A 13,760-nucleotide genomic window follows, 5' to 3' on the forward strand; every position below is an offset into this window, starting at 1 on the left:
CCGGCAAGGCCGGCTCCTGCGGCAGGAGCCGGCCTTGCCGGCGAAACGGTTGGCGCGAATCAGGCCGTAGAGCCGACCTTCTTCGCCGCCTGACCCTTGGCTGCCTGCTGGCGGCAGGCCTGGCCGAAGGCTTCGAACATCTTCACCGAGTCCGGGTTCTGCGCCGCCTGCCATTCCGGGTGCCATTGCACCGCGAACAGGAACGGCGACAGGCTTGGTGCGTGGATCGCTTCCACCAGCCCGTCTTCGGCACGTGCCAGCGGCTCGAGGCCTTCACCCAGGGTCTTCAGGCCCTGGCCATGCAGCGAGTTGACGCGGATTTCATCGCTCTGCAGCAGTTCGCGCAGCCAGCTGCCGGCTTCCAGGCGCACGCTGTGAACCTGGCTGTACTGCACATCAACCGGATCATCGGGGTTCTCCCGGTGATCGTTGAAGCCTGGCTCGGCATAGACCTTCTGGTAGATGTCGCCGCCCAGTGCCACGTTGATTTCCTGCATGCCGCGGCAGATACCGAAGATCGGCAGGCCACGGGCGATGGCCAGTTGCACCAGCGGCAGGTCGAACAGGTCGCGGTCGCGGTCCTGGGCCTTGCCCGGGGTTTCGTTCTCCTGGCCATACAGCGCCGGGTCGATGTTGCTGCCGGCACCGGTCAGGTACACGCCGTCGGCCATGTCCAGGTACTGCTCGAGGTCTTCGGTACCGCAGCAGGTCGGAACCAGAACCGGCACGCATCCGGCATGGTCGACCAGGGGTTGGATGTATTTGTGGGTCATTACCTGGTAGGCATGGCCCTTGCGTTCCTGGGCACCCATGGTCATGAGTACGACAGGCTTGCGCAGGGTCTGATTCTTATTGCCAATGTTGCTGTTGGGCATATGTCACCTTGGGACAGGCTCGGCCTGTCATTGTTGTGCAGGCGCATCGGGAACCGCTGACGCTACCTGAGGTTTCGAGCACTGCCGAGAGCGCCTGGAAGGACGACTCCCGGTCGAAACCTGTGACATAGCTTGCCAGAGCCGTTAAATATGTCAAACGGCTTTACCCTGTGGCAGGCTAATTTCCTTATGTTGTTTCTAGGAATACAACCCAATACCTTGTTTTATAAGGATTAATGTCAATTGTTAGCGTGCTTGGTAGTTCATTATATTTAACGTACGACTTTCGGCGTAGGCAACCGGGCCTCAGCTGGCCGGCTGGCCCTTGCGCCAGCGCCGCATGCCGGTGGTGATTGCGTACAGCAGCCAGACAGCCCAGCCGACCAGCACGAACCAGCCGAACACGAAGGGTATGCCGATGACGCCCACCCCCAGCAGCAACAGGCCGATCCAGAACATGCGGATCTGGAAGGTGTAGTGGCTGCGGTCCAGGTCATTGGCGCCAGCGCGGCTCTGGTAGGCGTAGACCAGCCCGGCAGGCGCGGTGACCACCACCAGCAGGCTGATGAGGTACAGCACGTAGACCAGCATCGGGCCGTTGTCGCTGCTGCGGGTGTAGTTGCTCTGGTTCTGCTGCGCCTGGCGGTGGCGGGGCTTGTAGTAGGCCGTGTGGTCGGTGCTGTCGGGCTGCTGCGGTTGGCTTTGCGGCTTGCTCTGCGGCTTTGCGCGGCCATCCGGGTCGGGGCGTTGAATCTTGAAATCCTGCATGCTTGCTGTTCTCCACTGGAGTTGGAAGGCTTAAGCCTGGGCGTCGTGCATGACCTGAATCGCCGACTGGGTGCCGCGGGTCTGCTCGCGGTACTGGTAGGTGACCTTGTCGGTGGCGATCTTGCCGCTGTAGCCGCTCTTGATGGTTCTGACGATGTAGTTGAAGTCGCCCTTGCTGCGGGTGGTGACCACCACATTGGCCTTGCTGCGGGCACCGGACACGTAGCTGCCGACACGGCCCAGGGGCTCCTTGAGGCGCTTGTCGCGCTTGTTGACCAGGGCCTGGGGCACGTTCACCTGCATGGAGTCGACGGCATCGATGCTGGCGGCGCCCACCGCATTGCGCTCGTCGGCCGGCACCGCGACCTGGCGGGTACTGACCTGCACGGCGGCTACGTCGGCAGACTGGCGCTCGATGTCGGCCTGCACCTGCCGGGCCTGCTGCAGGTCTTTCTGGCGGCCGATGTAGTAGCCACTGGGGGCGCCCAGCGCGGCACCAATGGCGCAGCCCACACCGGGCTTGCCGCCGGTGCCGACCGCAATGATCGCGCCGCCCAGGCAGCCGGCAGCACCGCCCAGTGCGGTGCTGCCCATCTGCGAGTTCTGGCAGCCGCCGAGCAGCACGCTGCCAGCCAGTAGTACAAGGGTAAGGGTGGTCGAGCGGGTCAAGGTGGGGCTCCTTTCAGGCCGTGGCGGGGCGCTGTCATCAGTCGTTGTCGTGGTAGCCGTAGCTCAGGCCTTGCAGCAGGTGCAGGCGTATCGCTTCGTTGAGCGGGTAGAACAGCGGCTGCACCTGGGCGGTCCACTGCGCACCGTGGGCGATCACCCAGCCCATGGCGCCCAGGGTGCTGGCGCCTCGCTGCTTGAGGGTGAGAAACAGCGGCTGTTCGGTGACCTTGTTGCTGAACGGCATCGGCAGCGCCAGCACCACCACCGCGTACACCGCCAGCGCACCCCAGTAGGCGCGGCGCGGCACCGGGCGTACGGCGCGCAGGGCGAACAGGGTGCATTTGAACAGGTGGGTGAAGGCCCCCAGCAACGAGAACAGCAGGGCGATCATCGGCACGATCAGGGCGCGGTAGCTGTCGCGGCCGATGTCGGCCTTGTCGTTGCGCTCGCCATAGCGGGCCGGCTCGACCAGGCGTTCGTCGAGCAGTTGCTGGGCATCCAGGCGCAGGGTCGGGCGGTAGATCGCCTGTTCATAGGCGTCGAGCGACCAGTCGGGCTTGAGTGACAGGCTGTCGGGCAGGTACAGCGCGCTACGCCAGCGCTGCTGGATCGCCGGGTCGGCGAAGAACCCCTGGCGCGACAGGCCGGGTTTGATCCAGTCGCCCTGGATATGCTTGAACAGCTCGGTGCCGTAGGCGCCGCTGGCATGGCCCTGCACGCGCTTGGCCACGGCCAGGTTGAAGCCGGCGCGGTCGCCGGGTTGCCAGTTGTCACTCACCTGAATGCCCTTGTCATCCAGCATGCGGCGCACCTGCGGCCAGTGTCGGCGCGGCACGTTGCCTGGGGTCAGGCGGCGATTGCGTTGCTTGAGGGTCTGTACGTAATCGTCCCAGGCCTGTTGCTGATGCCGGGCGATGGCGGCCGGGCTGGTGGCGTCCAGGTAGCGCTGGCTGCCCTGGCGGTAGTTGCCGTACAGCTCGTCCAGCTCGGCCAGGGCCTCGCGGTAACGCTGGTAGTTGTCGGCCAGCGGGCCGCGGCGGGTTTCGGCGAACAGTTCGAAGAAGGCCAGGCCCTGCTGGCGCACCCGCTCTTCGAGGCGATCGACCGACTGCAGCAGGATCGGCAGGGTGGCCAGCAGGGTCTTGCCCTCGGGGCGCTTGTAGTCGTCGGTGCCCAGCTCCAGCCCCTTCAGGCCGAACTCGCGATGCACCAACAGGTAGCTGATGGGCACGCCCAGCACGGCGCGGGCACGCTCCTGCGGGGTGGAGGTGGCGACCAGGTGGTTGATCAGGGCCAGCTGCGCATAAAACACCACCAGCAGGCAGCTGCCCACCGTCAGCGCAGACCAGGCCAGCGTGCGGCCCAGGCTCCAGTACTGGCTGCAGGCCTTTTTCAGTACCCAGCCCAGGCCCAGCAGGGCCACGGCGGTGCCGGCGATCAGGCGTCCGTAGACTTCGATCGACTCGACCTGCGCGGGGCTGGCCAGCCCGCCCACCACATCCAGCAGGCGTGCGTTGAAGCCCATCTCGACGAGCAGGTAACACAGCGTCAGCCCCAGCATCAGGCGGGCCACGAAGCGTTGCTGCTGGCGGGGCGTTGATGCACGTGCCACGACAGGCCGGCGCAGCCACCCCCGCCATGGCCGGCCCGTCAGGTCGGGCGACAGGCGGCTGTTCACGGCTAGTGTTCCAGCTCGGAGGTCAGGTCGAGCGTCACCCGGCGCTGGGCCGGCGCCGCGGTTTTGGCGCGGTCTACCACTTCAGTGGCGACCTGGGGCGTGACCTGCGGCGCGGCCGATGGCGCTGCTGCCGGGGCAGGCGTTGGCGGTTTGGCTTCGACCCTGGCCACCGCGGGCGCGGGCCTGGGTTGCGGCGGGGGCGTCGGGGCCACGGCGTGCTGGACGGGTGCAGGGCGTGGCGCTGCGGCCCTGGCAGGGGCTGGCGTCGCCTTGGCCAGGCCCTTGAGCAGGTTCGGCAGGTCGACCCGCAGTGGGCCGCGGAACTGCCGGTCGAGCGACGAGTAGGTCCAGGCCGCCGACTGCGTGCCGTTGAGCTGCATCGCCACCAGGCTTTTGCCGTCTTCGGCGCGCTGCAAGGCCAGCATGTCGGAACAGCCGCCCAGGCGGTAAGGCCCCCACGCCGAGGTGCCGGACAACACCACCAGCGCGCTTTGCGAGTCGCATTGCGGCGTGCGGTAGCTGAGCACCACGGCGGTTTCGCCCTGCAGGTCGTAGGTGCCCTCCACATTGGTTTCGCGCCACTGCGCTGGCAGCTGCAATTGCAGCTTGCGCTGGGGCAGCGTGAGGTAGGCGTGCCCCTGCGGGGTTTCCATGTGGTTGATCGGGCCGGCAGCCGAGGGGTGGGTGCCGATCAACTGGTCGGCCAGCGCGCCGGATGCCTGGAAGGCGAGCCCGGCCATTAGCCAGCAGGCCAGGGCGAGTGCGCTGAAACGTGAGGGGGTGTGGTGTTTCAAAGAGTGCTTCCCTGTACTGATGGCGCGCGTGACCCGCTGCGCGGGATGGTAGCACAGGGCTACATATTGGGCAGTTTCCTACAAGAATTGCTGACAACCGAAACGTGACGCGTAGCGCACGCCAGGGGCGGCGTGGCATTCTGTGGCGTTACGCCAGCAGGCGAAAACAGGACGCGCGCATTGAGACGGAGTAGACGATGACCCAGGCATTCACCCGCACCGTGGAGCAAGCACTGCGCAGCCGCCTGCAGGGGTGCGGCTATGACACCTCCGATCTCGAGCTGACCGTGCAGCAGGGCGAGGACAAGGGGCGCGCGGTGAGCGTGAGCCGGCGCTGGAGCCTGGTGACCGAAGTGCGCCGCGAGTCGGCTTCGGTGGGGCTGCGGATCAATTCGGTGAGCGAACACCAGCTCGAGCAGTCGATGGCCGAGCAGCGTCAAGTGCTGCTGGGCAGGGGCGCGGCGCATTACAAGAACCGTGTGCTCAAGGGGCTGGGCAGCAATCCCGCGCATTTTCTACGCAGCCAGCAGGTGAAGCTGTTTGCCCTGGACCCGCTCTACACCAGCCATACCTGCGGCACCTGCAGCGGTTACGGCAAGCAGCGCTGCACCGCGTGCAACGGCAGTTGCAAGCTAAGATGCAGCAGTTGCAGCGGCAAGGGCCGCACGCAGTGCTGGGGCTGTGGCGGCTCCGGCCGCACCGGCAGTGGCAGTTGTGCCTACTGCATGGGCGCAGGCGGCGACAACTGCCCCAGTTGTGTGGGCGGCTCTGTGGCGTGCGGCTGCATGGGGGGGCAGGTGACCTGCGGCGGCTGTTTGGGCGACAAGTTCATCTGCACCCGCTACACCCTGGAGGTGTCGGCCAAGGCGGTCGGCAATTCGGTGCACCTGAAGTCCAACGATACCTGGCTCAAGCCTTACGTCGACGAGTGGGGGGATGAGCCCGAAACCATCGAGCGGGCTGCCGAAGGGTTCGCCGCGCCTTATTACCCGGACAACACACCCGAGAAGGGCGACCTGGTACTGAGCGTGGACGGCACCTGCTATTACAGCCAGGCCCAGGTGCGTGCCGGACGGCGCAGCATCCGTTGCAACATGCTTGGCCGCTACCGGCATGTGGTGTTCGATGACGGGCTGGCCGCCAGCTACTTCGACAGGGTGATCGAGCAGTTGGAAAACCCGGCAGACATCGAACAGGTGGCCCTGGCCAGCGAGCGTTCGGTGGCCCGGCGCATGATCGAGGAGTCTGGACACGTGAATTACGTCAGCCAGCTGTCGGACGTGAAAAACGGCACGGTCAGCCCCGAGCAGGCCAATCGCTTCTTCGCGCTGCGCAAGAACGCCTCGGACCAGCAGACGGCCCTGCGCAGCAAATTGGAGCCCAGGCTGGTGCTGCGCCGCGCGCTGGGTTACTTCTGGCGGCTGAGCCTGCTGATGCTGGTGCTGTTCTTTTTCAGCGCGGGCAAGCTTCTGGAGGTGAAGTTCGGCGGGCCGCAGGTGCTGTTCAGGGCCGATGGCCCGGCCACGGTGTGGGCCATGTTCAAGCATTACCTGGTGCTGCCGTTCACCAGCCCGATCAACGGGGTGATGCTGGTGGGCGTGGGGCTGCTGTGCACCTGGCTGTTCAAGGACATGCTGTGGCACCGCATGAACCGCTTCATGGGCAAGGGCCCGGGCAATCGGCTGCTGGCCGCCGTGCTGCTGGCCTTCTGCCTGATGCCGCTGCTGGCGTTGTTCCCGGACACGCCGATCGCCCTGCTGCGGGACGGGCCACGCCTGCAGCACATGCTGCCCAATGCGCTGGTCGGCATGCTGGGGGCCTTGCCCACGCTGGTGCCGCTTTCGCTGCTGCTGGCCCTGGTGTTCAACCGCGCGCTCAACGCGCCGGCCATCGATGCGCGGCTGCGGCGCATGAACTTCGACGTGTGAGGGGGCAAGGGCAGGGCGTGTACCTGTCCTATACTTCGCGTATCCGCAACAGCTGGCTGTCGTTGACCGGATCGAGACGTCTCGATGCCGCCGGTAGTGCCTGTAGTCGTAGTCGCAGCTGAGCCGTCACTCAATCAGCGCTGCGCAGGGGTATAGCCATGGATATCGTGAGTCTGGTCATTCAGGTCATCAGTGGTGTGGTAGGCGGCAATGCCGCCGGCATGAGCAAGCAGAGCATGGGGCCGTTGCTCAATTCGATCTTCGGCGGGGTGGGCGGGGTGATCGTGGGCCAGATACTGGCCGCGATCACCGGTGAGCCCGGGGCCGCCATGGGGGCTGGCGGGTCGCTGGACATGGCGGCGATCATCAGCAGCATCGTCGGCGGTGGTGCCGGCGGCGCGGTGCTGACGTTCGTGGCCGGGTTCATCAAGTCGAAGATGCAGGCGCGCTAGGCGTAGTACGTGGTGGGCCTTTCGCGAGGCAAACCCGCTCCCACAAGGCCGGCGTGAGCCCCTGTGGGAGCGGGCGTGACCCGCGAAAGGCCAGCGGCTTCAGTGCAGAATCTGCGCCAGGAAGCCCTTGGCCCGATCACTCTGCGGGTTGTTGAAGAACGCCTCGGGCGGGGCATCCTCGATGATCTGCCCGCCGTCCAGAAACAGCACGCGCTCGGCCACCTGTCGCGCAAAGCCCATTTCGTGGGTCACGCACAGCATGGTCATGCCGGTGTCGGCAAGCTTGACCAGCACATCCAGCACTTCGGCGACCATCTCCGGGTCCAGTGCCGAGGTCGGCTCGTCGAACAGCATGATCTTTGGCTTCATGCACAGCGCCCGGGCGATTGCCACGCGCTGCTGCTGCCCGCCCGACAGCTGGCTGGGGTACTTGCCCGCCTGGCTCTCGATGCCCACCTTGTTCAGGTAGAACCGTGCCCGCTCCTCGGCCTCCTTGCGCGACAGGCCGCGCACGCTCATCGGCGCCAGGGTGCAGTTGTCGAGCACGCTCATGTGCGGGAACAGGTTGAAGTGCTGGAACACCATGCCGATCTCGCTGCGCACCTCGGCGGCCTGGCGCGTGGTCAGCGCCAGGTCGGTGTCGTTGACCAGCAGGGTGCCTTTTTCGGCGATCTCCAGGCGGTTGATGCAGCGGATCAGCGTCGACTTGCCCGAGCCGGACGGCCCGCACAGCACGATGCGCTCACCTTCACGCACCTTGAGGTCGACGTCGCGCAGTACGTGAAAGTCGCCATAGAACTTGTTCAGCCCGTCGATGCTCACCACGACCTTGCGCGGGTCGGGGTGCGTGTCGGGGCGTGCAGCGGCAAGGCTCAGTGGTGCGGTCATGTTGTTGTTCTCCGCGATCTCAGTGTTCGAAGCGGTCGGCGCCATAGGGCGTCGGGTCGGTAAAGGTGTTCTCGCCGGTAATCATTTCTGCCAGCAGGCGCCCGCATACCGGGCCCAGGGTGAGGCCGTGGTGGGCGTGGCCGAAGTTGAACCACAGGCCCTTGTGCCGCGGCGCCGGGCCGATCACCGGGCGCATGTCCGGCAGGCAGGGGCGTCGGCCCAGCCACGGCGCGTCCTGGGTGCGCTCGCCCAGCGGGAACAGCTGGCGGGCGATGGCTTCGCAGCGCTGCAACTGGACCTCGTTGGCCGCATCGTCGCTGGCGGCGAACTCGATGCCGGTGGTCAGGCGAATGCCCTGGGCCATCGGTGCCAGCACGAAGCCGCCCTGCACGTCGCACAGTGAATGCTTGAGTGCAGCACCGGCCTTGGCATGGAAATGTACGTGATAGCCGCGCTTGACCTCCAGCGGGATGTCGTAGCCCAGCGGGCGGAACAGCTCGCCGGCCTGCGGGCCCAGCGCGATCACTGCCTCCGGTGCAGTGACCGGGCCCTGGCGGGTGTCGACCTGCCATTCGCTGGCCACCTGGCGCAGGGTGCGCGCATCGCCCTGGATGAACTGCCCGCCGCGCTTGACGAACAGCGCCGCGTAGCCGCGGGTGAGGCCGCCGGGGTTGCTCACGGTCTTGGGGTCGAGCCAGTGGATGCCGCCCACGGCGTTGGCGCTCAGGTCCGGTTCGCGATCGTGCAACTGCTGCTTGTCGAGAATCTCGAACTGCAGGCCGTAGGGCTTGAGCGCCTGGGCATCGGCCACGGCCTGGGCCAGGGCAGGCTGGGTGCGGTACACCTCGATCCAGCCCTTGGCCTGCACCATGGCGCCCAGTTCGGCGGCCTCGATCAGTGCGTCGTGTTCCTCGACGCAGCGCTGCACCAGCGGCAGCATGGCGCGGGTGGCCTCGGCCAGGGGCGCCGGGGCAGAGTTCTTCCAGTACTGCAGCAACCAGGGCGCGGCCTTGGGCAGGTAGCTGAAGCTGTAGCGCACGTCGGGCTGGCGGTTGAGGCCGTAGCGCAGCAGCTTGGACAGCTCGCGCGGGAAGGCATAGGGGATCACGCTGGAGCGCTCGATCAGGCCGGCATTGCCGTGGCTGGTGCCGCTGCCCGGTTCGTCACGGTCGATCAGGATCACCTTGCGCCCGCGTGCTTGCAGGTGCAGGGCCGTGGAAACACCGACGATACCGGCGCCCAGAACGATGGTTTGGCAATGCATGAAAAAATCCTCTACGGCTACGGTTCAGCGCAGGTGGCGGCCCAGTCGGGCTTCTATGTGTTTGAGGCTGCGGCGCACGATCTCCACGATCAGCAGGTAGAGCACCGCGGCCCACAGGTAGATCTGGAAGTCGAAACTGCGCGAGAAGGCCAGCTTGGTCACGCCCATCAGGTCGTAGATGGTCACCAGCGAGGCGATTGCACTGGCCTTGATCATCAGAATCAGCTCGTTGCCCAGCGGGCCGATGGCCACGATCAGCGACTGCGGCAGGATCACCTTGAAGAAGGTGGTCGAACGCTTCAGGCTCAGTGCCCTGGCCGCCTCGTATTGCCCGGGGGCCACGGCCATCAGGCTGCCGCGAAAGATCTCGGCCTGGTAGGCGGCGGTGTTCAGGGTGAAGGCCAGCAGGGTGCAGTACCAGGCTTCGCGGAAGAACCACCACATGCCGACGTCCTGCCAGAAGCTCTTGAGCGAGCCCAGCCCGTAGTACAGCAGAAACAGCTGCGCCAGCAGCGGCGAGCCCCGGAAGAAGTAGATGTAGCCGGCGCTCAGGCGTTGCAGCAGCACGTTGTTCGACAGCCGCGCCAGCGCCAGCAGCAGGCCCAGCAGGGCGCCCAGGGTGAAGGAGATGGCCACCAGTTTGCCGGTGACCAGCAGCCCGTCGATAAAGCGCGGGCCGTAGCGTTCGAGCAGGTCGGGGTCGACGAAGAACGCCAGCAGGGCATCGAGATTCATGTGCGTGCACTCCGCAGGTGACGGCTGGTGTGGCGTTCGATATAGGCGAAGACCCGGCCCGACAGCGCCGAGAACAGCAGGTAGCCCAGGCAGGCGACGGTGTAGAAGAACATCGGCTCCTTGGTCACGCTGACGGCCAGGTTGGTCTGGCGCATCAGGTCGACCAGCGAGATGGTCGACACCAGCGAGGTGTCCTTGAGCAGCGACAGCCAGTTGTTCGACAGGCCCGGCAGGGCGATGCGCACCAGCTGCGGGAACACCACCTTGCGGAAGGTGGTGGTTTTGCTCAGGCCCAGCGCGGCCGAGGCCTCGTACTGGCCCTTGGGAATGGTCTTGAACGCGCCCAGCCAGATTTCACTGGAAAACGCGGCGAACACCAGGCTGAAGGCGATCATGGCGGCGAGGAAGGTATTGATCATCACCTCGCCCTCGTAGCCCATGGCGGTGAGGATCTTCTGCGCGGCGATCTGGCAGCCGTAATAGATGATCAGTAGCGTGAGCAGTTCGGGCAGGCCGCGAAATACCGTGGAGAACACGGTGGCCCAGGCGCGCGGAAAGCGTTTTTTCGAGCGGGCGGCCAGCGCCACGCCCAGGCCCAGCGGCAGGCCGATGGGCAGGCAGGCCAGGGCCAGGGAAATGGTCACCAGGGCGCCGGCCAGCAGGGCCTGGCCCCAGCCACCGCTGGCAAAGGATAACAGGGACAGTTGTTCGATCATGCGCGAACCCTCGGCAAGACAACAGGGCCTCTTCGCCGGCAAGCCGGCTCCCACAGGGTCGCGGTTGACGCAAAACCCTGTGGGAGCTGGCTTGCCAGCGAATGCGGTCTTACTGGTAGATATCGAAGTCGAAGTATTTGCTGGAGATCTTCTGGTAAGTCCCGTTGGCGACGATCTCGTCCAGGGCCTTGTTCAGGCGCTCGCGCAGCGCCTCGTCTTCCTTGCGCACGGCGATCGAGGCATCGGCAGTGGTGCCCTTGACGTCACCCAGGATCTTGCAGCAGTCCTTGCCTGCCTTGCCCAGCCATTCGAGCAGCGGGAACTTGTCGGCAATCACCCCGTCCAGGCGCCCGGCGGCGAGGTCCGCGTTGGCTTCGTCCAGGGTCGGGTACAGCTTGACGTCGGCACCGGCCTTGCCATACACGTCTTCGGCGTAGATCGCCTGGGTGGAGGAGGACTGCGCGCCCACCGTGTAGCCCTTGAAGTCGGTCTGCGCGTCGGTGATCTCGCTGTCCTTGGGCACTGCGACCGACAGCGGCGTCTTGTAGTAGTGGTTGGTGAAGGCGATTTTCTTGCGGCGTTCTTCGGTGTTGATCATCGAGGCCACCACGGCGTCGTACTTCTTGGCCATCAGCGCCGGGATGATGCCTTCCCAGTCCTGGGCCACCACGGTGCACTCGACCTTCATCTGTTCGCACAGGGCCTTGGCGATGTCCACGTCAAAGCCGTGCAGCTGGTTCTTGGAGTCGACGTAGTTGAACGGCGGGTAGGCGCCTTCGGTGGCGATCTTCAGGGTTTCGGCCTGGGCCGAGGTGATGCCGGCGAACAGCAGCGCGCATGCGCCTGCAAAGCGGAGGACGGGTTTCATGAAACACCTCGTGGTTGATTGCACTCTTGCTATTGTTTGCTCGTTGACGTGTAGCCAACGAATTCGTTGTGTAGAGCGGCAGTTGCTTCCAAGCGTTTTTCAACATCCGGCCCGAGCTTCTTGCAGACCTCGTTGACCATCAGGTGTACCCACGACAGCATCGTCGCGGTGGACTCCCAGAACAGATTGAATTCGGTGGGGATGCGAAACACCTCGTCGGCGTTGGCATCGGCCCAGTCACAGAAGGTGTCGGTAACCAGTGTTACCGGGATGCCCGCTTCGCGTGCCTTGCGACACAGCACCAGGGCGTGGCGCGAGTAGCGGCGCGCCTCGAACACCACCAGCGCGCAGTCGTGCGAGGCGCTGAGCAGCACTTCGCCGAAGTGCCCGGCGCTGCCGTCCACCACCTGCACGCCATCGCGCAGGTATTGCAGCAGGTGGCTCATGCACTGGGCGATACCGCGCTCGGTCTGGAACCCGGCAATGAATACCCGGCGCCGTTCGGCCAGGCGCCGGGCCACGGTGTGCCAGGCCTCGGTGCGGCTGTACTCGTAGACCCGCACCAGGGCGGCGACCTCCAGCTCGAGGCTGCGCGCGCGGTCGATGTCGTCCTTGCCCTGTTGTTGGCGAAATTCTTGCAACCGATCACCGACCAGCCATGGGCCATCGCCCAAGTCGTCCTTGAGATCGTGCTTGAGGGCCTTGAGGTGCTCGTAGCCGAGCGAGCGGCAGAAACGCCCGACACTCGATTCGCTGACGCCGATTTTTGCCGCCAGGCTGGCCGAGGTCTCGAAGGGCAGGTCGGTGAAATGGGCGAGCATGTACGTGGCGATCTTGCGACCCGAGGCCGCCGCATGTTGCAGGCTGTTTTCCAGGCGTTGCTTGATCGGTTGGCTCACGGACGATTCTCGACGGCGGTTGCGCTGGGAATAGAAAATGAATGTTTTCTGTCATCAAGTCAACATTTGACAGTTTGCTGTCAATCGGAGGAAAGTCCGCTATCGCTCACTGCTGTCGCCCATACCAATTCCAACAAGGGAGCTTCAGATGTCCGCAGCTGTTCACCACTTGCCCCAGGCCGACCTCGAGCGCCTGTTGCAGCAGATTTTCGTGCGCCACGGCACCAGCGAATCGGTTGCCCGCACGCTGGCCGCCAACTGCGCCAGCGCCCAGCGCGACGGCGCCCATAGCCACGGGGTATTCCGGATTCCCGCCTATGTGTCGACCCTGGCCAGTGGCTGGGTCAACGGCACGGCGGTGCCCCAGGTGCAGGACGTGGCCAGCGGCTACGTACGGGTCGATGCCGGGGGCGGTTTTGCCCAGCCGGCGCTTGAGGCGGCGCGGGCGCTGCTGGTGGAAAAGGCCCGCAGTGCCGGCATTGCTGTGCTGGCGATACACAACTCGCATCACTTCGCGGCCCTGTGGCCGGATGTCGAGCCCTTTGCCGAAGAAGGCCTGGTGGCCCTGAGCGTGGTCAACAGCATGACCTGCGTGGTGCCGCACGGCGCGCGCAAGCCACTGTTCGGTACCAACCCCATCGCGTTCGCCGCACCCTGTGCCGGGCATGCGCCGATCGTGTTCGACATGGCCACCAGCGCCATGGCCCATGGTGACGTGCAGATTGCCGCGCGCAAGGGCGAGCAGTTGCCCGAAGGCATGGGCGTGGACCGCGACGGGCAGCCGACCTGCGATCCGCAGGCGATTCTCGACGGCGGTGCCTTGCTGCCCTTTGGCGGGCACAAGGGCTCGGCGCTGTCGATGATGGTCGAGTTGCTGGCCGCGGCGCTGACCGGCGGCAACTTCTCGTTCGAGTTCGACTGGTCGCAGCACCCGGGCGCCAAGACCCCGTGGACCGGGCAACTGGTGATCGTGATCGACCCGACCAAGGCCGAAGGCAGCCGTTTTGCCGAGCGCAGCCGTGAACTGGTGGAACAGATGCAGGCGGTAGGCCTGACCCGCATGCCCGGCGAGCGGCGCTTGCGTGAGCGCGAGGCGTCGGCGCGGGACGGGGTGAGCGTGACGGCGCAGGAGTTCGAGCAGTTGCAGGTGTTGGCCAAGGGGTGACCCGCGGCCTTTTCGCCGGCGGATGCATGCGCAGCTGCACTGATCAGTTGCATCCAGGGTC

General features: G+C 65.6%; 14 protein-coding genes. 3 read left to right on the forward strand and 11 right to left on the reverse strand.

From position 1 onward, the window contains the following. Positions 1-59 precede the first annotated feature (59 nt). The 5 genes from QMX96_RS01415 to QMX96_RS01435 all read right to left on the reverse strand — a co-directional run bounded on the left by QMX96_RS01415 (position 60) and on the right by QMX96_RS01435 (position 4,784). Positions 60-875, reverse strand: a complete 816-nt coding sequence (locus QMX96_RS01415; RefSeq protein WP_043861344.1) for a type 1 glutamine amidotransferase — start codon at positions 873-875, stop codon at positions 60-62. A gap of 306 nt (positions 876-1,181) precedes the next feature. Further along, the gene (locus QMX96_RS01420) at positions 1,182-1,643 is read right to left on the reverse strand and encodes a hypothetical protein (RefSeq protein ID WP_052504253.1); all 462 of its coding nucleotides are present in this window, start codon (positions 1,641-1,643) and stop codon (positions 1,182-1,184) included. 30 nt (positions 1,644-1,673) lie between these two features. Next, a complete protein-coding gene (locus QMX96_RS01425; protein ID WP_282360755.1) occupies positions 1,674-2,312 on the reverse strand; it encodes a glycine zipper domain-containing protein in 639 nt (212 codons plus the stop codon). Between the two features lie 37 nt (positions 2,313-2,349). Beyond that, complete coding sequence (locus tag QMX96_RS01430) at positions 2,350-3,990, reverse strand: hypothetical protein (RefSeq protein ID WP_282360757.1); 1,641 nt, start codon at positions 3,988-3,990, stop codon at positions 2,350-2,352. Between the two features lie 2 nt (positions 3,991-3,992). After that, positions 3,993-4,784, reverse strand: coding sequence for a hypothetical protein (locus QMX96_RS01435; RefSeq protein WP_236066300.1), 792 nt, complete (start codon positions 4,782-4,784; stop codon positions 3,993-3,995). Positions 4,785-4,981: 197 nt separating this feature from the next. Here QMX96_RS01435 and QMX96_RS01440 point away from each other — a divergent pair, with 197 nt between their 5' ends. Continuing rightward, positions 4,982-6,712 (forward strand): hypothetical protein, encoded by a 1,731-nt coding sequence (locus QMX96_RS01440; protein ID WP_282360765.1) that lies wholly within the window; start codon positions 4,982-4,984, stop codon positions 6,710-6,712. A 158-nt stretch (positions 6,713-6,870) separates the two neighbouring features. Beyond that, the gene (locus tag QMX96_RS01445; protein ID WP_054914585.1) at positions 6,871-7,164 is read left to right on the forward strand and encodes a hypothetical protein; all 294 of its coding nucleotides are present in this window, start codon (positions 6,871-6,873) and stop codon (positions 7,162-7,164) included. A 99-nt stretch (positions 7,165-7,263) separates the two neighbouring features. Here QMX96_RS01445 and QMX96_RS01450 read toward each other — a convergent pair whose 3' ends face one another. The 6 genes from QMX96_RS01450 to QMX96_RS01475 all read right to left on the reverse strand — a co-directional run bounded on the left by QMX96_RS01450 (position 7,264) and on the right by QMX96_RS01475 (position 12,534). Then, positions 7,264-8,052, reverse strand: a complete 789-nt coding sequence (locus tag QMX96_RS01450; RefSeq protein WP_043861496.1) for an amino acid ABC transporter ATP-binding protein — start codon at positions 8,050-8,052, stop codon at positions 7,264-7,266. A gap of 19 nt (positions 8,053-8,071) precedes the next feature. Beyond that, a complete protein-coding gene (locus QMX96_RS01455; RefSeq protein ID WP_054914584.1) occupies positions 8,072-9,316 on the reverse strand; it encodes an FAD-binding oxidoreductase in 1,245 nt (414 codons plus the stop codon). Between the two features lie 24 nt (positions 9,317-9,340). Next, positions 9,341-10,051, reverse strand: a complete 711-nt coding sequence (locus QMX96_RS01460; protein ID WP_043861426.1) for an ABC transporter permease subunit — start codon at positions 10,049-10,051, stop codon at positions 9,341-9,343. Continuing rightward, the gene (locus tag QMX96_RS01465; RefSeq protein ID WP_043861427.1) at positions 10,048-10,767 is read right to left on the reverse strand and encodes an ABC transporter permease subunit; all 720 of its coding nucleotides are present in this window, start codon (positions 10,765-10,767) and stop codon (positions 10,048-10,050) included. Before QMX96_RS01465 ends, QMX96_RS01460 begins: the two co-directional genes overlap by 4 nt. A gap of 109 nt (positions 10,768-10,876) precedes the next feature. Beyond that, complete coding sequence (locus QMX96_RS01470) at positions 10,877-11,635, reverse strand: ABC transporter substrate-binding protein (RefSeq protein WP_054914583.1); 759 nt, start codon at positions 11,633-11,635, stop codon at positions 10,877-10,879. 29 nt (positions 11,636-11,664) lie between these two features. Continuing rightward, the gene (locus tag QMX96_RS01475; RefSeq protein WP_043861429.1) at positions 11,665-12,534 is read right to left on the reverse strand and encodes a MurR/RpiR family transcriptional regulator; all 870 of its coding nucleotides are present in this window, start codon (positions 12,532-12,534) and stop codon (positions 11,665-11,667) included. Between the two features lie 148 nt (positions 12,535-12,682). Here QMX96_RS01475 and QMX96_RS01480 point away from each other — a divergent pair, with 148 nt between their 5' ends. Next, positions 12,683-13,699 carry an Ldh family oxidoreductase gene (locus tag QMX96_RS01480; protein WP_058540136.1) on the forward strand — a complete coding sequence of 339 codons (1,017 nt, stop codon included), beginning with the start codon at positions 12,683-12,685 and terminating at the stop codon, positions 13,697-13,699. Positions 13,700-13,760 lie beyond the last annotated feature (61 nt).

Source organism: Pseudomonas sp. PS01300 (genome assembly GCF_029960155.1).
GTDB classification, from domain to species: Bacteria; Pseudomonadota; Gammaproteobacteria; order Pseudomonadales; family Pseudomonadaceae; genus Aquipseudomonas; species Aquipseudomonas palmensis.

Excerpts from the sequence above, each read along its gene's own strand:
- QMX96_RS01415 (WP_043861344.1), bottom strand. The coding sequence starts at position 875 with ATGCCCAACAGCAACATTGGCAATAAGAATCAGACCCTGCGCAAGCCT.
- QMX96_RS01420 (WP_052504253.1), bottom strand. The coding sequence starts at position 1,643 with ATGCAGGATTTCAAGATTCAACGCCCCGACCCGGATGGCCGCGCAAAG.
- QMX96_RS01440 (WP_282360765.1), top strand. The coding sequence starts at position 4,982 with ATGACCCAGGCATTCACCCGCACCGTGGAGCAAGCACTGCGCAGCCGC.
- QMX96_RS01445 (WP_054914585.1), top strand. The coding sequence starts at position 6,871 with ATGGATATCGTGAGTCTGGTCATTCAGGTCATCAGTGGTGTGGTAGGC.
- QMX96_RS01450 (WP_043861496.1), bottom strand. The coding sequence starts at position 8,052 with ATGACCGCACCACTGAGCCTTGCCGCTGCACGCCCCGACACGCACCCC.
- QMX96_RS01455 (WP_054914584.1), bottom strand. The coding sequence starts at position 9,316 with ATGCATTGCCAAACCATCGTTCTGGGCGCCGGTATCGTCGGTGTTTCC.
- QMX96_RS01460 (WP_043861426.1), bottom strand. The coding sequence starts at position 10,051 with ATGAATCTCGATGCCCTGCTGGCGTTCTTCGTCGACCCCGACCTGCTC.
- QMX96_RS01465 (WP_043861427.1), bottom strand. The coding sequence starts at position 10,767 with ATGATCGAACAACTGTCCCTGTTATCCTTTGCCAGCGGTGGCTGGGGC.
- QMX96_RS01470 (WP_054914583.1), bottom strand. The coding sequence starts at position 11,635 with ATGAAACCCGTCCTCCGCTTTGCAGGCGCATGCGCGCTGCTGTTCGCC.
- QMX96_RS01480 (WP_058540136.1), top strand. The coding sequence starts at position 12,683 with ATGTCCGCAGCTGTTCACCACTTGCCCCAGGCCGACCTCGAGCGCCTG.